This window comes from Pseudomonas sp. PDM22 (assembly GCF_014851965.1).
GTDB lineage: Bacteria > Pseudomonadota > Gammaproteobacteria > Pseudomonadales > Pseudomonadaceae > Pseudomonas.
Genome location: NZ_JACVAR010000009.1, coordinates 115,522 through 137,356 on the forward strand (window position 1 = coordinate 115,522; position 21,835 = coordinate 137,356).

General features: G+C 66.8%; 23 protein-coding genes. 8 read left to right on the forward strand and 15 right to left on the reverse strand.

Annotation, left to right across the window (positions count from 1 at the left end; genetic code table 11):
* Window positions 1-66: 66 nt before the first annotated feature.
* The gene (locus tag IB255_RS26850) at window positions 67-969 is read left to right on the forward strand and encodes a LysR family transcriptional regulator (RefSeq protein WP_081516941.1); all 903 of its coding nucleotides are present in this window, start codon (window positions 67-69) and stop codon (window positions 967-969) included.
* Window positions 970-972: 3 nt separating this feature from the next.
* Here the strand turns inward: IB255_RS26850 and IB255_RS26855 are convergent, their stop codons facing one another.
* The 6 genes from IB255_RS26855 to IB255_RS26880 form a co-directional block, all read right to left on the reverse strand.
* Complete coding sequence (locus tag IB255_RS26855; RefSeq protein ID WP_081516942.1) at window positions 973-2,154, reverse strand: iron-containing alcohol dehydrogenase; 1,182 nt, start codon at window positions 2,152-2,154, stop codon at window positions 973-975.
* A gap of 116 nt (window positions 2,155-2,270) precedes the next feature.
* Entirely contained in the window at window positions 2,271-3,770 is a 1,500-nt protein-coding gene (locus IB255_RS26860; RefSeq protein WP_081516943.1) for an APC family permease, read from the reverse strand.
* Window positions 3,771-4,143: 373 nt separating this feature from the next.
* Window positions 4,144-4,359, reverse strand: coding sequence for a hypothetical protein (locus tag IB255_RS26865; RefSeq protein WP_081516944.1), 216 nt, complete (start codon window positions 4,357-4,359; stop codon window positions 4,144-4,146).
* A gap of 285 nt (window positions 4,360-4,644) precedes the next feature.
* Window positions 4,645-4,986 (reverse strand): gamma-glutamylcyclotransferase family protein, encoded by a 342-nt coding sequence (locus IB255_RS26870; protein WP_081516945.1) that lies wholly within the window; start codon window positions 4,984-4,986, stop codon window positions 4,645-4,647.
* Window positions 4,987-5,001: 15 nt separating this feature from the next.
* Window positions 5,002-5,667 (reverse strand): M24 family metallopeptidase, encoded by a 666-nt coding sequence (locus IB255_RS26875; protein WP_081516946.1) that lies wholly within the window; start codon window positions 5,665-5,667, stop codon window positions 5,002-5,004.
* Window positions 5,668-5,741: 74 nt separating this feature from the next.
* Complete coding sequence (locus IB255_RS26880) at window positions 5,742-6,077, reverse strand: hypothetical protein (RefSeq protein ID WP_081516947.1); 336 nt, start codon at window positions 6,075-6,077, stop codon at window positions 5,742-5,744.
* 159 nt (window positions 6,078-6,236) lie between these two features.
* On the opposite strand from IB255_RS26880, the gene IB255_RS26885 reads away from it, so the two are divergent.
* Complete coding sequence (locus IB255_RS26885; protein ID WP_225595053.1) at window positions 6,237-6,839, forward strand: TetR/AcrR family transcriptional regulator; 603 nt, start codon at window positions 6,237-6,239, stop codon at window positions 6,837-6,839.
* Window positions 6,840-6,852: 13 nt separating this feature from the next.
* On the opposite strand, the gene IB255_RS26890 is transcribed toward IB255_RS26885, so the two are convergent.
* The 4 genes from IB255_RS26890 to IB255_RS26905 form a co-directional block, all read right to left on the reverse strand.
* Window positions 6,853-7,167, reverse strand: a complete 315-nt coding sequence (locus IB255_RS26890) for an AzlD domain-containing protein (protein WP_045214509.1) — start codon at window positions 7,165-7,167, stop codon at window positions 6,853-6,855.
* Complete coding sequence (locus tag IB255_RS26895; RefSeq protein WP_081516949.1) at window positions 7,164-7,862, reverse strand: AzlC family ABC transporter permease; 699 nt, start codon at window positions 7,860-7,862, stop codon at window positions 7,164-7,166. Before IB255_RS26895 ends, IB255_RS26890 begins: the two co-directional genes overlap by 4 nt.
* A 109-nt stretch (window positions 7,863-7,971) precedes the next feature.
* Window positions 7,972-8,994, reverse strand: coding sequence for a DNA topoisomerase IB (locus IB255_RS26900; RefSeq protein ID WP_081516950.1), 1,023 nt, complete (start codon window positions 8,992-8,994; stop codon window positions 7,972-7,974).
* Window positions 8,995-9,071: 77 nt separating this feature from the next.
* The gene (locus tag IB255_RS26905) at window positions 9,072-10,304 is read right to left on the reverse strand and encodes an oxygenase MpaB family protein (RefSeq protein ID WP_168190478.1); all 1,233 of its coding nucleotides are present in this window, start codon (window positions 10,302-10,304) and stop codon (window positions 9,072-9,074) included.
* Window positions 10,305-10,407: 103 nt separating this feature from the next.
* Here IB255_RS26905 and IB255_RS26910 point away from each other — a divergent pair, with 103 nt between their 5' ends.
* The gene (locus IB255_RS26910; RefSeq protein ID WP_167523177.1) at window positions 10,408-11,016 is read left to right on the forward strand and encodes a TetR/AcrR family transcriptional regulator; all 609 of its coding nucleotides are present in this window, start codon (window positions 10,408-10,410) and stop codon (window positions 11,014-11,016) included.
* Between the two features lie 166 nt (window positions 11,017-11,182).
* Here IB255_RS26910 and IB255_RS26915 read toward each other — a convergent pair whose 3' ends face one another.
* Window positions 11,183-12,385: an NAD(P)/FAD-dependent oxidoreductase gene (locus IB255_RS26915; protein ID WP_081516952.1), complete on the reverse strand. Its 1,203-nt coding sequence runs from the start codon at window positions 12,383-12,385 to the stop codon at window positions 11,183-11,185.
* Window positions 12,386-12,708: 323 nt separating this feature from the next.
* Here IB255_RS26915 and IB255_RS26920 point away from each other — a divergent pair, with 323 nt between their 5' ends.
* Window positions 12,709-13,230, forward strand: a complete 522-nt coding sequence (locus IB255_RS26920; protein WP_081516953.1) for an RrF2 family transcriptional regulator — start codon at window positions 12,709-12,711, stop codon at window positions 13,228-13,230.
* Window positions 13,231-13,241: 11 nt separating this feature from the next.
* On the opposite strand, the gene IB255_RS26925 is transcribed toward IB255_RS26920, so the two are convergent.
* Window positions 13,242-13,862, reverse strand: coding sequence for a cell wall hydrolase (locus IB255_RS26925; RefSeq protein WP_081516954.1), 621 nt, complete (start codon window positions 13,860-13,862; stop codon window positions 13,242-13,244).
* A 202-nt stretch (window positions 13,863-14,064) separates the two neighbouring features.
* Window positions 14,065-14,859, reverse strand: a complete 795-nt coding sequence (locus IB255_RS26930) for an alpha/beta fold hydrolase (protein ID WP_081516955.1) — start codon at window positions 14,857-14,859, stop codon at window positions 14,065-14,067.
* 119 nt (window positions 14,860-14,978) lie between these two features.
* Between IB255_RS26930 and IB255_RS26935 the strand changes: the two genes are divergently transcribed.
* Window positions 14,979-15,923, forward strand: coding sequence for a GlxA family transcriptional regulator (locus tag IB255_RS26935; RefSeq protein WP_230986117.1), 945 nt, complete (start codon window positions 14,979-14,981; stop codon window positions 15,921-15,923).
* Between the two features lie 356 nt (window positions 15,924-16,279).
* Entirely contained in the window at window positions 16,280-16,984 is a 705-nt protein-coding gene (locus tag IB255_RS26940; RefSeq protein WP_081516957.1) for an MgtC/SapB family protein, read from the forward strand.
* Window positions 16,985-17,107: 123 nt separating this feature from the next.
* On the opposite strand, the gene IB255_RS26945 is transcribed toward IB255_RS26940, so the two are convergent.
* Window positions 17,108-18,193 (reverse strand): MBL fold metallo-hydrolase, encoded by a 1,086-nt coding sequence (locus IB255_RS26945; protein WP_081516958.1) that lies wholly within the window; start codon window positions 18,191-18,193, stop codon window positions 17,108-17,110.
* A 295-nt stretch (window positions 18,194-18,488) separates the two neighbouring features.
* Entirely contained in the window at window positions 18,489-19,631 is a 1,143-nt protein-coding gene (ampC, locus tag IB255_RS26950; protein ID WP_081516959.1) for a class C beta-lactamase, read from the reverse strand.
* Between the two features lie 112 nt (window positions 19,632-19,743).
* Between ampC and IB255_RS26955 the strand changes: the two genes are divergently transcribed.
* Window positions 19,744-20,790, forward strand: a complete 1,047-nt coding sequence (locus tag IB255_RS26955) for an RNA methyltransferase (protein WP_081516960.1) — start codon at window positions 19,744-19,746, stop codon at window positions 20,788-20,790.
* A 170-nt stretch (window positions 20,791-20,960) separates the two neighbouring features.
* Window positions 20,961-21,764 (forward strand): helix-turn-helix domain-containing protein, encoded by an 804-nt coding sequence (locus IB255_RS26960; protein ID WP_225595054.1) that lies wholly within the window; start codon window positions 20,961-20,963, stop codon window positions 21,762-21,764.
* Window positions 21,765-21,835 lie beyond the last annotated feature (71 nt).

Sequence of the window (21,835 nt, forward strand, 5' to 3'; positions counted from 1 at the left end):
GCACCAGCGGGACTGGCTCCGCCCCGTGCAGTAGACTAGCCGCCCGCCCGGCGCCGGACTCTGCCCATGCTCAGGAATTTCACCGACCTCGATCTGCGCCTGCTGCGCATCTTCGCCTCCGTGGTGAAGTGCGGCGGCTTCACCGCGGCGCAGGCCGAGCTGAACATGAGCCAGTCGAACATCAGCATGCACATCGGCAGCCTGGAAAAGCGCCTGGGCTACCGCTTGTGCGAGCGCGGCAAGGGCGGCTTCCGCCTGACGGCGAAAGGGCAGCGGATTCTCGAGGCGTCGCAGGCGATGTTCGACGCCATCGGGCTGTTCCGCGACCAGGCGCAGGCGCTGTCCGGGCAGCTGGTCGGTGAGCTGTACCTGGGGCTGGCGGACAACGTCACGACCCTGCCGCAGGCGCGCTTCGACGAGACCCTGGCGGCCTTCCACGGCCGCGAGCAGGATGTGCAGCTGAACCTCTACGTGAACTCGCCCACCGAGCTGGAGCTGGCGGTGATCGACGGGCAGCTGGACCTGGCGATTTCCTACTTCAGCCGCACCCGGCCGACGCTGGATTACCTGCCGCTGTACACCGAGGAGATCGGCGTGTTCTGCGGCGAGCGCCATCCGCTGTTCAGCGCGCGCAAGCCGACGCTGAAGCAGATCGCCGAGTACAACTGGGTGCGCCATGGCTTCCTGCCGGCGGACCAGGAACTGCCGTTCCGCCCCGAACGCAGCAGCGCCACCGCGCATCACATGGAGGCGGTGGCGCATTCGGTGCTGGCCGGTACGCACCTGGGCTACCTGCCGACCCACTACGCGAACATCTGGGTCGAGCGCGGGCGGATGAAGCCGCTGCTGCCAGAGAAACTCTGCTATGAGGTGACGCACAGCATGATCACCTATGCCGGGCGCCCCCGCAGCGAGGCCGCCCGCGCCTTCATCGAAGACCTGCTGAGCGTGCACGGCCTCGGCGGTTAACCCTCAGGCGAGTACGCCGTTGACTGCGTTGAGGTAGATGCGCGAGTAGTCCCCGGCTTGCAGTGGCAGGGCATTGGTCTCGGAGGAGGAGATGTCCGCCACGGCCTGCTCGCCGACCCATTGCGCGTCTTCGCCGTCCAGGCCCACTTCCTTGAGCGTATGGGGAATGCCCACGGACGAGCGCAGCTCCAGTACCCAGCCGAGCAGGCCGTCGAAGCTGGCTTCCGGCAGTTCCAGATAACGCGCCAGGCGCGTGGCGTCCGCCTCGATGGCCGGGCGGTTGGCGACCAGCACGTAGGGCAACAGCACGGCATTGAGCAGGCCGTGATGCTTGTGGTGTCTGGCGCCCAGCGGATGGGCCAGCGCATGCACGCCGCCCAGTCCCTTCTGGAAGGCCACGGCGGCGCTGGCCGAAGCCACCAGCATGCCTTCGCGGGCGGCCAGGTCGGTTCCGTTGTGGACGGCGCGCTGCAGGTGCTCCTTGACCAGGCGCACGCCTTCGATGGCGACGCCGGCGGACATGGGGTGGTAGAGCGGCGAGAACAGCGACTCCAGGTGATGGGTCAGGGCGTCCATGCCGGTGGCGGCGGTGAGCGACTTCGGCAGGCCGACGGTCAGCTCCGGGTCGAGGATCACCGAGCGGGCCAGCAGTTCGCGGTGGCCGACGACGATCTTGATGCCGCGCGAGGTGTCGGTCAGCACGGCTTCGCGGCCCAGTTCGGAACCGGTGCCGGCGGTGGTCGGAATGGCGATCAGCGGCGGCAGGTCGAGGGCCGGATGATCGCCCAGGGTCGGGTACTGCGCGATCAGCTGCGACCATTCGAAATGGCGCAGGCCATCGGCATCACGGCTGAGCAGGGCGATGCCCTTTGCCGCATCCAGCGCGCTGCCGCCACCCAGGGCGATCAGCGAGTCGTGGCCGCCTTCGGCCAGGGCCAGGGCGCCGGCAGTGACTTCCTCCAGCGCGGGGTTGCTGGAGAAACCGTGGAACAGCGCGTAATCGATGCCGGCGGCTTCCAGGCGGCGGCGCACTTCGTGCAGCGGCGGCAGTTCGAGCATGCCGGGGTCGGTGACCAGCAGCGGCTTGCGCATTCCGGCGAGGCGGCAGCGCTCGGCCAACTGGTCGAGGGCGCCGACGCCGCAGAGGATTTCCGTGGGGTAGTTCCAGTAGTTCAGGGTGGACATGGGAAGCTCCGGATTGCAGGCATGACCTGCCCGTGCCGGGGCGCAGGGCAGTCCGGCAGGGCAGAAGGAAGGGAGAGGCGCCGGTGCGTGCCGGCGCGGATGATTCAGTCGATGGCTCAGCCGACCGCGCGGCCAGCGAAGCTCAGGCTGGTGGCGATGCGGCGGTGCGGCTTGGCGATGAACAGGTAGGCCAGGCCGAACAGGGCGAGCACGGAGAACACCACGACCACCGCCCAGACCTGGAACCAGGGCGCGCCGGGCGGGGCGAGCATTTCCCGCGGCCAGGCCACGTTGATCGCCTCGAACACCAGCCAGACCACGGCGATGACGTTGACCAGCAGGCCCTTGCGGCCCAGCTTCAGTGCGCCCTTGTCCGGGTCCCAGCGACCGCTCAGGCGGGCATACAGGGCGCTGGCGGCAACGATCAGGAAGACGAAGAAGAAGCCGCCGCTGCCGAAGGCGATCAGCGTACCCACCGCGGTGGCGTTCAGCCCCAGCGCCAGGCCCAGGCTGGCCAGCAGGGTGCTGCAGACCATCGCGGCCATCGGCACCTTGCGTTTGTCCACGCGACGCAGCAGGGCGGAGCCGGGAAGGATTTCATCGCGGGCCATGCCGAAGATGGCGCGGCCGATGTACGTCTGCACCGACACCACGCAGGCAACGAAGGCCACCAGCACGATGGCCACGAACGGCCGCTCGGCCCAGGCGCCGAAGGCGTCCACCACGGCGGGGGTCACCGGGTCGATGATCTGCCCGCTGACCACGGCGGCCGGGTCCTTGTACGACAGGGTCACGGCGAAGGCGGTGAGCATCACGGTCAGCCCGACCACCAGCATCGAACGCAGGATGGCGCGCGGTGTGGAGACGCGGGCGTCGGTGGTTTCCTCGGAAATCTGCGAGCAGGCGTCGAAGCCGAGGAAGGCCCAGCCGCCCACCGCCAGCGCGGTGAGGAAGCCCGACCAGTAAGTGCCGCCGGAGACTTCCAGGGCATTCAGGCTGCTGAACAGCATCTCGAAGGAGTGGTTGCGGAAGAACAGCAGCAACAGCACGCCGATGCCGATGGAGGCGATGGCCTCGGCGAAGATGCCGGCGTTGACGAAGTACTTCAGCGGGTTGATGCCCAGCAGGTTCACGCCGAGCCCCAGGGCCAGCAGCGCCGCACCGCAGAGTACCTGGGCGTTGGCCGATGGCGGCTCGCCGGTCACCAGCAGGCCGAGCCAGAAGCCGCCCAGGTAGGCAACCGTGGTCAGCGAGGCGAGGGCAGAGGCCAGGTAGAGGAAGCCGGTGAACCAGGCCGCGCGGTCGCCGATCAGTCGGCGCACCCACTGGTAGCAGCCGCCGGCCAGGGGGAACTGCGAGGACAGTTCGGCGTACACCAGCGCCACGCTCAGTTGCAGCAGCAGGCACAGCGGCACGATCCACACCCACGACGGCCCGACGCTCATGGCGCCCAGGGACATCACCGAGTAGATGCCGACGACCGGGGAAATGGTGGCGAAGCCGACGGAAAACGAGGACCACAGGTTCAGCCCGCGGTCCAGCTCCTGGCGGTAGCCGTGGCTGGCGAGCAGGCTTTCGTCGCCACTGGCGACGGTGGAGCTGCGAAGGTCAGACATGCCGGCCTCCGGTGTTCAGGGAAAAGGGGGATTCACGGCCAGGCATGAGTGGGCGAAGGCGCATGGGAGATCCTCGGGGCAGTTGGAGTTGTTATCGAGAACCCGCGTCTCTAGAGGACGGCTGAGTAGCTGGCGCTGTCAGTGCAGCGCAGAGCCAGAGTAGGGCGCTGCCGCATCAGGAAAAATTCATATTTGATTGGGCTGACATCAATTGAGGCTGATGTTTGTGGGGTAGTTGCCGGAATGATGCCAGGGCAGGCAGGGGATTGCCCGTGTAGGAGCGCGTGCCAACGATCAGGCTGGGCGGAGGGCAGGTAACGGGCGGAAAAGGCGGGAACCGGGAACGACAGCGCGCTCCCGGCGTACAGCAGTATCAGCAGTGCTTGTCCTGTCCGGCCTTCTTCTCGGCATCGGGCTGGGCGTTCTGTGCGGTCTGCTGCTCGGCATCGGCCTTGGCGCGAGTGGCCTGCATGGCCTGGTAGTTGGACTCGGTCAGGCGGTTGGTCATCAGGGCGGATTCTTCGGCCATGGAAGCCTGGCTGGCGAGCAGGGCGGCGAGGGACAGGACACTGGCAGTGAGCAGTTTCATGAAGGAATTCTCGGGTAGTGGACTTCTGATGGGTGTTGCTCGCGAGTGGCCACAGTCTACTGACCGGTAGCCTGACGAACCCATGCGGAAATCTGTTGGGAATGATCGAATCGTGCAGGCCAGTTGATGCAGGCCAGCCCCCGTCGAGTTGGGAGCTGGCTCGCAGCCAGCGAAATTGCTGGCTTGGAGGAGAAAAGTGATCAACCTGTCGCTGATCGCGAAATAGCCAACCCTGAAGCCCTGCTAATGAATCCATGCAAGGCGCCTAACGAGTCGATCGTCTCGTCAGGCCTTTACATAGACCCATGCCTGCAGGCCCGACTGCAGCCGGACATTGATCCGCTGGTAGTCGGATACCTCGTAGGCGTCCGCTGCCAGCAGCTCCTGCGGGGTGATCTCGAAGACGGTGCCGGGCACGCGGTCGGCCTCCGCGCCGCTGTACTGGACGATGGGGTGGTGGGTCTTGCCGCTGGTGGCGAGCACGGCCGGGTCGGTGATCTCCACCCAGTCGGTGCGGAAGGCCACCAGCGCGTCGGCGCGGCCTTGCAGCTCGCGGCCGAAGCTGGCCAGTTGCACGGACTTGTCCTGCAGGGTGCCGTAGGAGAACAGCAGTACGTTTTCAGTCATCGCAGGGGCTCCGGGTCAGGCCAGCAGGTCTTCGTAGAAGGCGCCGTAGGCCTTGCTCGGGTGGGCGATCTGGATTTCCAGGATCCACAGGCCGCCGTGGGGATGCTCGGCGTAGTCGCCCAGGTCGCCGGCGCGGTAGATGGCGTGGGGGAAGTCGCTGACGCGGTGACCCTTGATGTCCAGGTTGAGCTTCCAGCCCATGGCCTCGGCCTGCTGGTGGGCGAAGTCGTAGAGCTCGACGCCGCTGCAGCCGGTCTCGCGCCAGCGCGCCTCGACGCGCTGGAACAGCGTCTTCGCCGCCGCTGCGCAGGCTGTCATCTGCGGATCGTCGCCGGTGACGAAGGTGGCGCCGGCGTCGCCTTCATGGCCGCGCCAGACCACGCCCATGTCGATGAAGAAGATGTCGTTCTCACCCAGCACCGGGTTGCCCTCGGAGCGCTGCTTGAAGGTCTTCAGGGTATTGGCGCCGAAGCGGATCAGCAGCGGGTGCCAGATGCGCTCCATGCCCAGGTCGGCGAGCACCTGCTTGCCGATGGCGACGGCCTCCAGTTCGGTCATGCCGGGGACGATCGCGGCGGCGATGGCGTCCACGGCTTCCCAGGTGCGAGCCTGGGCGTATTGCATCGATTCCAGCGCGTAATTCGCGCCGACGGCTTCCTTGGCGTACACGGCGGTATTCATTCTTCTTCTCTCTGAGCGACAACCTTATCGCCGTATATATTTCTACATACCGGTAGGGAAATTCAATCGCGGGCTCAACAGCAGGACATTGCACAGGCGATGAAGGCGGTCGTCAGGGTAGTGATGCTCAAGCCGACCAGGAACAGGGTGTCGGCGAGGCGCTCCAGCCGATGGTTGCGCTGCAGCTTGCGGGTACGCAGGCCGAAATAGGCAGCGAGGGTGGTGGCCAGGTAGATCACCGTGTTCACCGCGAGCATGTCCTGGCCGATCAGGTCGACGCGGTGCTGGCCGACGATGATGCGCAGGATGCCGACCACGGTCAGGCACACGCCGACCATGGCGCCGGACGCGGCGAAGATGTGCACGCAGATGTCGTCGTCCAGTTGCGCGGTGTGGCTCTTGTGGCTCATGACGGGACCTCCCGGGCCGGCCGCTGCGGTTCATCCGCTCGCCTTGCCGGCTTCGTTGTGGCTGCCATGATAGGAAGGACGCGGCGCTTGCTGTACTCGCTTTCCCGGTGGCCCCAGGTGATACGAAAAACAGCGGAAAATCAGCCAGATAGCCGTCGCTTGCCGAGGCAGGCGCGGGCGCTGGAGAAGGTCGAGCTCATATTGGAGGCTTCGCGGCGCATCCTGGAACGTCATGGCCTGGAGGGGTTCACCACCAACCACGTGGCGGAACTGGCCGGGGTCAGCGTCGGTTCGCTCTACCAGTATTTCCCCAACAAGGAACGCATCCTCGACGAACTGGCCCGACGCGAACTGGCGGCGCTGGCCACCGGCATCATGGGTGCGCTGTCCGCTCGCCCGCCAGAGACGCCCGGCGAGCGCATCCGTGCGGTGATCCACGCGGCCGTCAGCGCCTACGGCGGGCGCACCGGCGCGCACAAGGCGCTGATGCACTACCTGATGACCCGCGGCGGTGGCAGCCCGCTGCCGGCGCTGCGCGGCAGCATCATGACCCACCTGGTGACCCATGGCCTGATCGGCCATGACCAGCAGCTGCGCAAGCTCGACGAGCCCGAGGTGTTCGTGCTCGCCCACGCTGTCGGTGGCGTGCTGCGCGCCCTGCTGGAGGACCCCGCTGCCCTGGCGCCGGGGCGGCGCGAGGGCATCGAGGAAGCGCTGGTGCGACTGGTGCTGGCGTACTACGGGCGGGGCGAGGCGGGCTGAAGCCCGGCGCCCGTCACAGCCACCAGCGCAGCAGGTAGAACGCCCCCATGCTGAGGAGCACGCTGAGCAGCACGTTGCGGGTCCACAGCACCAGGGCCACGGCGACGATGGCGCCGAGTAGGTAGGGGTTGTCCACGCGCAGGTTCAACTGGTGTTCGGGAAGGAACACGATCGGTCCGCAGATCGCCGTGAGCATCCCCGGCACGGCGAAGCCGAGGAACTGCCGCACGTTGCTGCTCAGGCGGATCGGCAGGCGCGGCTCAAGGAACACGTAGCGGTTGAAGAACACGATCAGCCCCATGCCGAAGATCACTGCCCAGGCCATCATGCGCGCACCCCCGAGAATTTCTGGCAGAGGAAGCCGGCGAACATCCCCGCCAGGCCGGAAAGCACCAGCGCCGAACCGACCTGCCAGTAGCTGAGCAGCACCGAGCAGAACAGCGAGACGGCGACGCAGACCACGGTCGGGATGTTCTTCACCACCGGCACGATCAGGGCAACGAAGGTGGCGGCAATGGAGAAGTCCAGCCCCAGGTGCTCGAGGCCGGGAATGCTGGTGCCCACCAGCACGCCGGCGAGGGTGAAGAGGTTCCAGGCGATGTAGAACGTCAGGCCCACGCCCAGGGCGTACCAGCGGTTGAAGGTTTCGCGGTCATGGCCGCTGGTGAGGGCGAACAGTTCGTCGGTGAGCAGGAAGCCCAGCGCGGCGCGCCAGCGCCCCGGCAGCGGGGCAATCACCGGGCGCATGGTCATCCCGTAGAGCAGATGCTGCGAGGTCAGCAGCAGGGTGGTGATCATGATCGAGAAGAACCCGGCACCGCCCTTGAGCATGCCGATGGCCACCAGTTGCGCGGCGCCGGCGAAGACGATGGCCGACAGGCCCTGGCCGTGCAGTGGCGAGAGCCCGGCGTCGATGGCCAGGGAGCCGGCGAGCAGACCCCAGGGCAGGACCGCGAGCGACAGCGGCATGATGTCGATCGCGCCCCTGAGGAAGGCGCGAGAGGGAAGCTGATCTTGGGACATGAACGTTTCTTGCAGGCAGGTAAGTGCTTTCAGCGTGGCAGAGATCGGCGCCGGCTGGCTTGAACAATCTTGCTCTCATTGCCCTCGAGTGCTTCCTTTTCGCGAATGCTCAGGACGGCGTGCGCGAGAGAAATGCCAGGAGGGTAGCCTCTTCGGCGCTCAGGTTCTGCCGCTTGCGCTGCTTGCGCAGGCCGGCCAGTTCGCCAGCGAGGAAGGCTTCGACTACCTGCGGATGCACGTAGCATTTGCGGCAGATCGCCGGCGTATTGCCCAACTCGTCGGCGACCTGCTGGATGATCTCCTTGAGCTGGCGGTTGGCGCTTTTCTCGTCCTCCCAGCGGGTCTTGCGGCAGTACTCCAGGGCCAGGGCAGTGCCCGCCCAGGTGCGGTAGTCCTTGGCGGTGAATTCTTCGCCAGCGTGCTCACGCAGGTAGGCGTTGATGTCGCGGGAGTCGATCATATGCCGCTGCCGCTCTTCGTCCAGGTACTGGAACAGTTGCTGGCCGGGCAGCTCCAGGCAGCGCCGGAGGATGCGCGCCAGGCGCGGGTGGTCGATGTCCACGTTGTGTTTGACGCCGCTCTTGCCGCGAAAGGCGAAGTGGATGCGGGTGCCCTGTACCTCGACATGACGGTTGTTCAGGGTCGTGAGGCCGAAGGAGCGGTTCTGCTTGCGGTAGCGCTGGTTGCCGATGCGGATCAGTGTGCGATCGAGCAGCGCGACCACGGTCGCCATGACCTTCTCCGCGCCCAGGCCCGGCTGCGCCAGGTCTTGCTCGATGCGCCGGCGCAGGGCTGGCAGGCATTCGCCGAAGCGCAGCAGGCGTTCGTACTTGGCGCTGTCGCGCACCTCGGTCCATCGCGGGTGGTAGCGGTATTGCTTGCGCCCGCGCACGTCGCGCCCGGTGGCCTGCAGGTGGCCGAGCGGGTCGATGCAGATCCATACATCGATATATGCCGGCGGAATGGCGAGCTGGTCGATGCGCTGGATTTCCGCCTCCACGCGGATGCGTTCGCCACCCGGGTCGAAATAGGCGAAGCGCCCGCGCAGCCGGCGCCGGCTGATGCCCGGCAGGCTGTCGTCGACGTAGTGCAGGTCGGGCGGTAGCTCAGGCAGTTCCGACGGTGTACCCATGGCGGCTCCTCGAAGGCTCTTGCGTGTATGGATCGCGGAAGGGCGCTTCGAGTGCCGTTTTTTTCACTTGGCCAGATTCAGGGGCGGACGTCCTCCACTGCCAGGTGCGTGGGCGAGATCAGCCGGGGATCCGCCCCGCCGAACAGGGTGCGCAGATAATCCTCCTGGCTTTGCAGGCCGCGGCGCACCAGCCAGGCGCGGCCGCCGGGCAGGGCGCGCAGCAGACAGTGGAAGAGCAAACGCGGCGGCGCGCTCAGCAGCGGGTACCACGGCAGGCTGCCGCCGGGCAGGCCGAGCGCGCGACGGCCATGGGCGTCGATGAAGGTGCCGGCGATGCTCAGGTGGATGGCCCGGTTCAGCCGCCCGCGCAGCCAGGCGAAGTTGGCGTAGTGGCGCTGCAGCGGTTCGTCCACCAGCGCCGAGCCGAGAATACGGCTGCTGTCGTCTGGCGGCGCCTGGGACAGCAGGTTGTGGTAGAGCGCGCGGATCGCGTCGTTCTCGCTGGCGCACAGCCAGCGCTCCTCGACGCCCATCAGCCAGGCGATGTAGCGCCAGAGGTGAATGATCGCTTCGCGCTCGCGCCGGCTCAGGGCCACCCCCAGCATGCGCTGGCCGATCAGGAAGATCGCCGAGAAGGCCAGGTAGGTCGCGTGCATGTCGCCCTGATTGACCGGCAGGCCGTAATGGGCGAAGTCCCAGGCTTCCAGCCGTGAAACCCGCCGCCGCACAAGGGCGTGCACCAGCCGCACGTGCAGCGTGCTGCGATAACCCGCTGCGCCCCGCGCCATGCCGCCGGGACGGGTGCAGTCGATCCACCATTTGGTGGTTTCGGCAATGCGCCGCTGCGGGCCTTTCTCCAGCGCGCCGGTGAGCACGAGGGTGCGGTTGATGCCGGAGGCCTGGTAGCCGGCCAGCAGGCCCAGGTCGCGGAGTACGCGCATGCCGGTGAGCCCCGACAGACCACAGGCACGGGCACCTTCATCGAGGCGTTGCAGGTCGACCCAGGCGGGCAGCGCATCGACCTGGGCAAAGAAGGTCTTCAGCGGCTCGGGTGCGTCGGGGATGGCGGCGATACCCTGGTTCAGCGCCTGCTCGTACAGCTGCATGCCACTGCCAAGGCCGATGTCGAACATCCACTCCACCAGCGTATCCATGGGCGCATCGCCCACCGTGAGGGACTCGCCGATGGCCTGCCAGGTCGCGGCGTCCGGCTCGCTCGGACCCTTGAGAAAGCGCCGTACCGGCGCGGCAGTGCGGCTGGCGCGCTGCAGGTCGGCGCCGTGGCGGGTGGGCAGGGCGGTTGCGCTCATCGATTCATACCTTGGTTGGGTGGCCGGGGGGATTCGTCGAATTACGCTATTGCGAGTATTTGCTCGCATTCAACTCGCATCCGGCTCGCACCAGGAGACAGGCATGAGGAAGCAACCCACGCAGCAGCGCGCCAGCGAGATGGTGGCGGTGCTGGTCGAGGCGGCGGCGCTGGAGATCGGCGAGCGCGGCCTCGATGGCCTGACCACCAACCATGTGGCACGTCGCGCCGGGGTAAGCGTCGGCTCGCTTTACCAGTACTTCGCCAACAAGGAGATGATCGTCGAGGCCCTGCTGATGCAGCGCGCCGGGACCTTGATGAAGGTGGTGCACGAGCGCGTCACGCCGTTATTGGGTGCAGACATCGGCAGCGTCACCCGCGCTGTGCTGGAGGGCATCTTCGAGCAGGTCGAGGGCGATGCGGCGCAGCGCGAGCTGCTGCGGCACTGGCACCGGCTCAATTCCGCGCCGGTGTTCCAGACCCTGGAGCAACAGATGATGGAGGTGTGCCGGCAATACCTGATGCGCCACTTCGACGACTACCGCATCGACAACCTGCCGGCCGTGCTGTTCGTGGTTATCAACTCCGTGCAGTACACCACCGCGCGCTACCTGAGCGAGGCACAGCCGCTGCTGGGGCGCGAGGAGGTGATCGATACGCTGGCACGGATGGTCGAGTCCCTCTGTGCGCCACGCACCCGGCCAAGCCAATAGGAGCGCCGGCAGCGGCGCAGCGTTCGTCGCAAGGCATCAGGAAGGCACAAGTAGGATGGCGTGGAGCGCAGAGTTACCGGCAGGTATGGTGCCAGCGGGTACCGCCAGAAAGTGCCAAAGAAAAAGCCCCGGAAGGCTCGCGCCGACCGGGGCTTCGTTCACTGCATCAGGCCACGACAGGAATCATCGGGTCAGCCGCTGCCAATGCGGTGGCGCGATCGGCGGCCGGCGGGTAGATCCACACGGTGTTGATCTCGGTCTTGATCTTCTTGCCTTCCTCGCGCTGGAAACGCACCTGGCGGTCCCAGCCTTCGGTGAACAGCGCGCCCCAGGCGCCCAGGTCCAGGCAGGTTACGTACTTGGGCTGGCTGTAGGGGATCGGCGCTACGCCCAGCAGGTCGGCGGCAGCGTTGTTGCCGGCGGAGCGACCCAGGGCGATGGCGTGCTGGCAGGTCATCAGCGCGTAGTTGCCGACGTCGTCGGTGGCGGCGTAGGCGGTATCGCCAGTGGCGAATACCGCGTCCTGGCCGATCACCTGAAGGTTGCGGTCCACATGCAGGCGGCCCTGGCGGTCACGCTCGCCGGAAACCTGCTCGGTCAGCGAGCTGGCGCGTACGCCGGCGGTCCAGATCACCGTCTTCGCCTCGATGCGCTCGCCGCTGGAGAGGGTCACGCCGTTCTCGTCGATGGATTCCACCGAAGCCTTCAGGCGCCATTCCACGCCCAGTTCGGCGGAAGCCTCGGCCACCACGGACTGCGAGGTGACGCCCAGCGCGCCGCCAATCTCGGCGCCGCGATCGACCACGATGACGCGCACTTTTGCGTCCGCGCCCAGCACTTCGCGCAGTCGCGCCGGCATTTCAGCGGCGGTCTCGATGCCGGTGAAGCCGCCACCAGCGACGACTACGGTGTTGCGTGCTTCGGACTCCGGCAGCTGATGCAGCGCGCGGATGTGCGTTTCAAGGTGCACGGCCTGGTCGATCTCGTCCACGTCGAAGGCATGCTCGATGCCCGGCAGGGCGGGGCGGGCGACCTTGCTGCCGCTGGCGAGGATCAGGCGGTCGAAGCCCAGGGTGGCGATCTCGCCATAGGCGTCGCGATAGTCCAGCTGGCGGCCGTCGACATCGATCTGCTCGGCGCTGCCCTGGATGAAGGTCACGCCCACGGCGCCGAACAGGTCGCCCAGCGGCGCGGCCATCTGGTGCACGTTCGGCTCGTAGAAGCGCGGACGGATGCGCAGTTCGGCCTGGGGCGCGAGGACCGCGACTTCGACGTCGCCGCGCTGGTGCAGGTCGAGCAGACGGGTGGCGCTCAGGGCGCTCCACATACCCGCGAAACCGGTGCCGACGATCAGGATGCGTTGCTTCATGGTGCTCTCCGACGAAAAGGATGAATCCAGGTTGTTGGGTTCCCGAGTGCCTGATATCGGAGCGGTTCGCTTCCCGGCTCGCCTCGGATAACTACGACTATATTGGTCGTAGTTAACTGGTGCAACCGATTTCTGCTGCAAACTCCGACCGTTCGTCACGGTTGGGGCGAAAAAACGCCGCTACTTCTGTTTATTGGCTAGACACGCCAAATCGCCGCGCGCCGCGCATTGCGGGTGACAGCTCGTCAGAATACGTGCTTAAGTGCTTGCCGGATGCCCGGTAGGGCTTGAAAATAGTACGACTGATTTGGTCGGAGTTAGAGATGGCTATGTACAGCGCAGGAGTGGAGTACGGCATTCACTGCCTGCTCTACCTCACCGACGAGAAGGGCGATAGCCGCGACTCCAGCGTGCGGGCACTGGCGGAACTGCAGGGTGTGCCCCAGGAGCTGCTCGCCAAGGTCTTCACCAAGCTGGCCAAGGCCGGGCTGGTGGCGGCCACCGAAGGCGTGCGCGGCGGCTTCCGCCTGGCGCGGCCGGCTGACGAAATCACCGTGCTGGATATCGTCAGGGCCATCGACGGCGACAAGCAGATCTTCGAGTGCCGCGACATCCGTGGCCGCTGCGCCGTGTTCGAAGGCTCGCCCCCGGAATGGGCGACCTGCGGCACCTGCTCGATCCACGCGGTCATGCTCACCGCGCAGAAACGCATGGAAGAAGCCCTGGCCCAGCACACCGTGCTCGACCTCGCGCGCCGCGTCGGGCGCAAGGCTCCACCGGAGTTCGGCGAGGCCCTGGTGCGCTGGATGGACGGCCAGCGCGACGGTTCCAGCGCGGTCAGCTGACCTGAAGCGCCCTAGCGCGCATCACCGCCGCGCGGCTTGTAGAAGACGAACTCGTCGGTCTCTGCCGTGCGGATGTATTCCTTCGCCCATCCAGGCGAGGCGTGGCGGTCGTGGAAGTACATGGCGCCACGGGTGCGGTCGCTGAGCTGCTGGTTCAGGGCCCGGCGGGCAATTTCCTTGGCGATGTCGTAGCGGTTCTTCTCTTCCACCTGGTCGGATCGGCCGTCGCACCACCAGGAGAACTGGCAGTGCTTCTGCGCCTGCCCCTGCTTGACCACGCCGCACACGGTGTCGGGGAAGCCCCCATGGCCCATGCGGTTGAGCACCACATTGGCCACTGCCTCCATGTCCGCCTTGCCGCCGCCCTTGGCTTCCCAGTAGATGGTCCGCGACAGGCAGGTGATGGCGTCGTCCAGCGGCGCCTTGCCGGCCGGGTCCAGCGCCTTGACCTCGGATTTGCTGATGGGCGCCGGGCTGGTTACTGACGTCGCCGGGTGGGCGACCTGCTGTTCCAGCACTTCGGCCTTGTTCACCGCGGCCTGGGCTTTCTCGTCGGTGGAGGTGCCGATGGAGGCGGCGAAGGATGAGGGCGCCCACAGGGTGAGCAGCAACAACGGAAGAAGGCGGCACATGTTCGAACCTACCTGCGCGGCGAAATCAGTCTGGTCGTTGTGCGAATCCTGCGAAGCAGTCGCGCAACGACACCCTTCAGGCCGCCTCCCTCCGTCTCGAAGTGGCGAGGCGACTGCGCCTGGTCGTTGTGACTGGGCTGCGCGGAATTAGATTCAACTTTCCAGCCAGACGGTAGCCGCCGTAGCCCACGAGTGACGGGACCTAGGGCACATAGCGCTGAAGGAATTCGTCTACCGCCTGCAGTACCGCCGGCTGTTGCTCGCGGTGCGGAACGTGGCCGCAATCGGGCAGCAGCCTGAGCATCGTCGGTACGCCGGGGACCGAGGTGAAACGCTCCGGGTGTGCGGCCGAGCCGTACTCGTCCTGCTCGCCGTGCAGGCTGAGGATCGGGCACTTCACCTGCGCCAGTTCCGCATCCAGGTTCCAGTCGCTGAAGTCGTCGGACAGCCAGGTATCGACCCAGGCGCGCAGCACCCAGAAGGCCTTGTCGCCGTGGTACTTCTGCAGGCGCTCCAGCTGCCCTTCGCGGGCGAACTCCACCTCGGCGGCGCGGATGCCGTCGCGGGTCTGGTGCTCGACGAAGGCCTGGGCCGACTCGGTGATCAGCGCCGCGCACGCCTGCGGATGCTGTGCCACACAGGCCACCGCCATGGCGCCACCGACGCTATGGCCGAACACCACGCAACGTTCGAAGCCGAAGCGCTGTTGCAGCAGGGGGAAGAAACTGCGCGCCTCGTCGTCGATGAAGTCCAGCGGCAGGCCGCCGGGATAGCGCTCGGAGCGGCCGAACCCGAGGCGGTCGTAGGCGATCACCTGGCGACCGATGCTGCGCGCGAGCTGCTCCGGGAAATCGCGCCACAACGTCACGCAGCCCAGCGAGTCGTGCAGCAGCAGGATCGGCTCGCCGACGGTTTCGGCGGGCGTCCAGTCCTGGGCGAACAGCTGGCCCTTCTCGCTGCTGATCCAGTGCTCCCGGGTGATGACGGGCAACGACATGACACTCTCCTGTACTGACTCGCTGTGGGTTCGGTCATAGTATTCCCGCCAGGTGCCCGAGGCGATGTTCAGACGGGCGTATGCATAGTCCGATCGGGCCAGGAGGGTGTTTGAAACAGGTGGCGATTCTGGCCTATGACGGCTGTTGGGCGATGGGGTTGTTTTCGGCGGCGGACTTTTTCCGCATTGCGGCTTTGCTGGAACAGCATCTGGGCGTGGAGCCCTCATTTGCGGTGCGCGTGGTCTCTGTCGATGGCGCGCCGGTGTGCGCAGCGGGCGGCCACGTCATTACGGCGGAGGCTGCGCTGGCGGATGTCGAGGTCGCCTCGCTGGTCGTCCTGCCGGCCATCGAGGGGCCGCGTCTGGCCGGCTTCGAGGCGGATGCGCGGGTGCTGGCGTGGCTGGGCCGGCATATCGGCGCTGGCGCGCGGGTGCTGGCTTTGACCACGGGCGCCGCCTGGCTGGCAGCCAGTGGGCGCCTCGATGGCGGCCTGCTAGCCACGCACTGGGCGTTCGTCCGGCAACTGGGCAAGCGCTATCCAGCGTGCCGCTTCGTGGCGCGGGAATCCTTCCTGCAGGAGGGCGGGCTTTACAGCACCGGATCGCTCAATGGTTGCTTCGATGCGTTGCTGGATATTCTCGCCCGCGATTGCGGTGACCGCTTCGCCCAGCTCTGCGCCACCCACCTGCTGGTCGCCGACCCACACCGCCTCGGACCGATCCTGCCGGGCCATCGCAACCATTGCGACGACGCTGTGCTGCGGGTGCAGGACTGGATCGAAAGCCACCACGCCGAACCGCTGACCATCGAGCGCATGGCGCGTCAGGCCGGGGTCAGCGAGCGCACCTTCAAGCGCCGTTTCAGCGAAGCGACGAAGCTGCCACCCAATCTCTATCTGCAGCAGGTGCGCATCGACAAGGCTAAGAAGCTGCTGCTGGCGACCCAGATGTCGGTGCGCGAAATCGCCGGCGAGGTCGGCTACGAGAACGTCAGTTTCTTCGTCCGTCTGTTCAAGGCGCGGGTCGGAACCACCCCGGCGCGCTGGCGTGAAGGTGCTTCCTGAAGGCTGCTAAGGAAACCTTAAGGCAGCTCGGCGATGATGACGACTCGCGGCCGGTAGTTGTCCCGGGCAGTGCTCACACCGGGTCCGGCCGCTTTTTTTGAATTGAAGAGGAGTCCTGCCTTGGACACTTGCCCTGGTCGATTGCGACAGGTCTGAACAGCGAGCCGTCCGGCAGAACCCTGCCACTGTCTCGCTGCGTTGCGGACAGTGGCGCGACGCATCCCGCCACGGGATGACGTCGCACCATTCCCCTGCGGGGCCGGTCCGGCCCTTCGCTCCCTAGCAATCCATCACCCGAATGCGCGCCGGCGTCGCCCGGCGCATGGAGCGGCCGCGCGTCGCGAACGAGGTGGAACATGGATTGGAAAATCTTCCTGCTGCGGGTCGCCGCGGCACTCATTCTGGGCGCCCTGATCGGCGCCGAACGCCAACTGCGCCAGCGCCTCACCGGCCTGCGCACCAACGCGCTGGTCAGCACCGGTGCCTGCCTGTTCGTGCTGATGACCCAGGCCATGCCGGGGCTATCCGCCGATGCGCCGCGTATCGCTGCGTACGTGGTGTCGGGGATCGGCTTCCTCGGTGGTGGCGTGATCATGCGCGATGGCCTGAACGTGCGTGGCCTGAACACTGCCGCCACGCTCTGGTGCACCGCTGCCATCGGCGTGCTGTGCAGCATGGGGCTGTTGCTGGAAGCTGCGCTGGGCAGCGTGGTGGTGCTCTGCGCCAACATCCTGCTGCGTGACATCGCCCAGCGCATCAATCACCAGGACGTGCTGCCGGCCAGCGAGGCGGAGCAGCGTTATGGCGTCGCCATCATCTGCCGCGCCGAAGACGAGATCCAGGTGCGCAGCCTGATGCTGCACAGCCTGGACAGCAGCGAACTGCGCCTGCAATCGCTGCACAGCGAGGACCAGGCCAACCCGGCGAAACTGGAAGTGCGCGCCGAACTGCTCGGCGGCCATGGCGCCACCGGCCAGCTGGAACGCATGGTCAGCCGCATCAGCCTGGAGAAGGGCGTCAGCTCGGTACGCTGGCAGCTGTTCGAGCTGGCCAGCGATTGATAGTCCACGCGCGCTCCTGGGCTCTTCGTAGGATGGGTGGAGCGCAGCGATACCCATGCTGCTGGTGTAATGCGTTGATGGGTATCGCTACGCTCCACGCCATCCTACAAGGGCTCGCAGCTCTCAGCTCTCGCGGGCGGTGCGGCAGCCGCAGCGCGGTGCCGGTGCGCGGGCTTCCTCGGCCACTACACCGCGCCACCAGCGCTCGCCCTGGTGCGGCGCTTCGATGTCGATGCGCTCGCCCATCATCGGGGTGGTCACGGCCAGCCCGCGCTCGCCGGCGATTTCAAGCACGCGCTCGAAGGGCTCGTACCAGGCGTGCATGGCCAGGTCGAAGGTGCCGTTGTGGATCGGCAGCAGCCAGCGGCCGTTGAGGTCCTGGTGCGCCTGCACGGTCTGCTGCGGGTGCATGTGCACGTAGGGCCAGTGTTCGTTGTAGGCGCCGGTTTCCATCAGCGTCAGGTCGAAGTGACCGAAGCGCCGGCCGATCTCGGCGAAGCCGTCGAAGTAACCGGTGTCGCCGCTGAAGAAGACGCGCAGGCTGTCGTCCTCGATCACCCAGGAGCACCACAGGGTGCGGTTGCCGTCGCGCACGCCACGGCCGGAGAAATGCTGCGCCGGGGTGGCGGTCATGCACAGGCCGTCCACCGTGGTGCTCTGCCACCAGTCCAGCTGGCGGATTTTCTCTGCCGGCACGCCCCAGTCGAGCAGGCGGTCGCCGACGCCGAGCGGGGTGAGGAAGACTTCCGCGCGCTCGGCCAGTACGGCGATGGTCGCGCGGTCGAGGTGATCGTAGTGGTCGTGGGAGAGGATCACCCCGCGGATCGGCGGCAGGTCCTGCAGGGCAATTGGCGGCGCGTGGAAGCGCTTGGGCCCGGCGAAGCTGAAGGGCGAGGCGCGTTCGGAGAACACCGGGTCGGTCAGCCACCAGCCACCGCGCAGCTTGAGCAGCAGGGTGGAGTGGCCGAGGCGGTAGAGGCTGCGGTCGGGCGCCTGCTCCAGCTCTTCACGGCTCAGCGCGCGCACCGGCACCGGGGCTCGCGGCACGGTGTTCTTCGGCTTGTTGAACAGCAGATCCCAGAGCACCTTCGCGCCCGGTTCGGGCATCTCGGCCGGGCGTGCCTTGAGGTTGCGGAATCTCCCGGCGATGTATTGCGGCGAGTGGCTGTAGTCGTCGATGGGCGCGCGTTGCAGTGGGAGGCGGGGCAAGGCACTGATCCTCAGTGGCGGAATGCGTCAGGGAAGCACGCTACAGGTTCCGCCGCCAGGGAGCATTACCGGCATTTTGATTCAGAACATCACCGTTATCGATGAAAGCGCGCCGGGGTTTCCCTGTAGGAGCTGGCCATGCCTGCGACATTTCTTGCGCCGGACCGTCACGGACGCCTGGAGCCGCGCCGTCAGTTGATCGGCCCTGCGAGCGGACATTCGCGGCGCCTGGTGGGCGCATACCTTGTCCGCGTATCGCGGGCGTGGTCCGCTCCTGCAGGGCACGCCGGGCGGCTCAGTTGAGCTTCGACAGGATGTCCCAGGCCAGCTTCACCCGCACCTCGTTGGGGTAGTTGCGGTTGGCGAGGATGACGATGCCGCGCTGCTTCGACGGGACGAAAGCCACGTAGGCGCCGAATCCACCGGTGGCGCCGGTCTTGTTCACCCAGACCTCCTGCTGCGGCGGCAACGGTTTGCGCAGCGCCGTTACCGGCTGGCTTTGCAGCACCATGCTGCTGCCGTTGTACTGCTGCAGTTCGGCGAGCTTGGGCGGGTAGGCGTACTGCTCCCAGATCAGGTCCTGGGTCATCGGGCCGACCTGGTAGTAGCCGGTACGAGTGGCATCCACCGCCGCCCGCAGCTTGTCGCCGAGCTTCACCTCGCCCAGCTGCACCTGGACGAAACGCAGCAGGTCGCGGCTGCTGGATTTCACCCCATAGGCCTCGTCGGCGATCTGGTCGGGGTTCACCCGCACCGGGGCGTCATCCTTGTCGTAGCCCTGGGCGTAGATGGCCTGGCGGGTCACCGGCACGTCAATGTGGGTATTGCTCAGGCCCAGCGGCGCGAAGACGTTGCGTTGCATCGCGGTCTTGAACGGCACGTCGAGCGCCCGCGCGGTGACGATGCCGAGCAGGGCGATGCTGGGGTTGGCGTAGCTGCGCTGGGTGCCGGCGGGGTACTGCGGCTGCCAGTTCCTGTAGTAGTCGGTGAGCTGCTGGGGCGTCTTCACCTCGTCGGGCAGTTGCAGCGGGAAGCCGCCGGCGGTGTGGGTGGCGAGCTGGATCAGCGTCACCTTGTCCAGCGCACTGCCGCGCAGTTCCTTCAGGTAGCGTGTCGGGCTGTCCTGCAGCTTGAGCTTGCCCACGGCCTGGGCGAAACCGGCGAGGGTGGCGGTGAAGGTCTTGCTCACCGAACCGATCTCGAACAGCGTGTCGCTGCTCACCGGTTGTTTGTTCTCCTTCGACGCCACGCCGAAGTTGTAGAAGCGCTGCTCGCCGTGATCGGTGACGCCGATGGCGAGGCCGGCGATGTTCTGCTCGCGCATGACCTGCTGGGCGAGCTTGTTCACCTTGGCATCGAAATCCGGCGGGGCGGCCTGGGCGAGACTGGCGACGAGCAGGGAGGTGAGGCTGAGTACGAGCGGGGCGGTCCGGTGCATGACGACTTCCTGGGCAGTGCAATGGGCTGACCCTAGCATCGCTGCGGCCAGGTCTCCAGCCAGACCGGTAGCGCTACGCCGGCGCCCACGGCAGTGGTAGGATTCGCGCCCCATGCGAATCCACGACCTCGACCAACGCCTCGCCGACCTTGGCGCGCTGCCCCTGCACCGCGCGCGGATGCTGCGCGCCTGGCTGCAGGGCCGGCCGCTGGACGCCGGCACCAAGCGGCAAGCGACCGAGGATTTCCTGCCGCTGGGCGTGCGCAACGGCGTGGCGCAGGTCGCCGCCGAACTGGACGCCCTGGCGACCCTCCACTCGCGTCATCCCGGCGGTGACAACTCCGAGCGCCTGCTGGTGCGCCTGGCCGACGGGCAGATGGTGGAGAGCGTGCTGTTGCCGCGCGGCGGCGTGTGCGTGTCCACCCAGGTCGGCTGCGCCGTGGGCTGTCGCTTCTGCATGACCGGCAAGAGCGGCTTGCTGCGTCAGCTTTCCACCACCGAGATCGTCGCCCAGCTGGTGCTGGCACGGCGCGTTCGGCCAGTGAACAAAGTGGTGTTCATGGGCATGGGCGAGCCGGCGCACAACCTCGACAACGTGCTCGAAGCCATTGACCGTCTCGGCACCGACGGCGGTATCGGCCACAAGAACCTGGTGTTCTCCACTGTCGGCGACCCGCGCGTCTTCGAGCGTCTGCCGCAGCAGCGGATCAAGCCGGCCCTGGCACTGTCGCTGCACACCAGCAATGCCGAGCTACGTGAGCATCTGCTGCCGCGTGCGCCGAAGCTGACGCCCGAGGAGCTGGTGGAGCAGGGCGAGGCCTATGCGCGCGCCACGAACTATCCGATCCAGTACCAGTGGACGCTGCTCAAGGGCGTCAACGACAGCCAGGAGGAGCTCGACGGCATCCTGCGGCTGCTCAAGGGCAAGTTCGGCGTGCTCAACCTGATCCCCTTCAACGCGCTGGAAGGCGACCAGTACCAGCGCCCGGATGGCGAGCGCATCGTCGAGATCGTCCGCTACCTGCACAGCCGTGGCGTGCTGACCAAGGTGCGCAACAGCGCCGGGCAGGATGTAGAGGGCGGCTGCGGCCAGTTGCGCGCGCGGGCGACCGGGCTGATCGCCACGTCCGGTCGGCGGATTTCTCGTCTGGGCGAGTAATTACCGCGCGCCTTTGCTGTTCGAGATCTTGCACGGGTATCGCGCCGGTTGTTAGCCTTCCCCATCTGAAAAAACCAGCAGGGCTGGGTATGGCGATCCGGGTTGTCGAAGCACAAGAAGTAGATCAGCAGCGCATAGCCATTCCTGGTTGGGAACAGCAGTACACGCAGATGTCCGCCGGGCGATTCGCCGGGCGCATCCTGCACGCCGAAGTCGAGGGGATCGAGCTCTTTGAAGAGCAGATGAACCTGCGCGTGGAGCAGGAGTTCCACGCCCCGCCCGGCGCCCTGGTGTTCAGCTTCGACATGTCCGACAACGCCCTCTACCTGCTCGACGGGGAAACCCGCAACGCCTGGGTCACCCCGGAGAACTACCGCGAGGTGGCGGTGGTGATCAAGGAGTCGGCGAACTGGGGCCAGCCGGCCGATGCTTTCGCCGACCTGGTACTGACACCGCTGCGCTCGGGCCACTGCCAGTCGGTGGCCACTTCGCTGAGCAACCTGCTGACCGGAGCCTCGGTCGGCGGCGACCCGATGGATGCGCCGGGTGTGGCGCAGAGCATCGTCTCCCACTGTTTCTCGCTGCTGTGCGAAGCGCCCCTGGATGGCGAACGTCGCGCGCGCTCCATCGTCCAGGCCAAGCGCGTGGTGCAGCGGGTCAAGGAAGTGGTGAGCGACTGCCCCGACGAGCAGTTCGGCATGGCCGACCTCGCCGCCAAGGCGGGCGTTTCGCCGCGCACCCTGCAGCAGTCGTTCCTGCATTACGCGGGCATCCCGCCCATCGTCTGGCTGCGCAACCGGCGCCTGAACGCGGCACGACGGGACCTGCTGGCAGCCGCCGAGTCCGGCATGACCGTGGCCGAGGTGGCGATGAAGTGGTCGTTCTGGCACCTGGGGCGGTTTTCCCAGTCGTATTTCGCGCTGTTCGGCGAGTATCCGAAGACCACGGCGAAGCAGGGCGGTCGGGCCTGGTAGCGGCTATCAGTCATGGGCGCGGACGTTGTCCGCGGGTCGCGGGCATAGCCCGCTCCTACACCGGGGTTTGC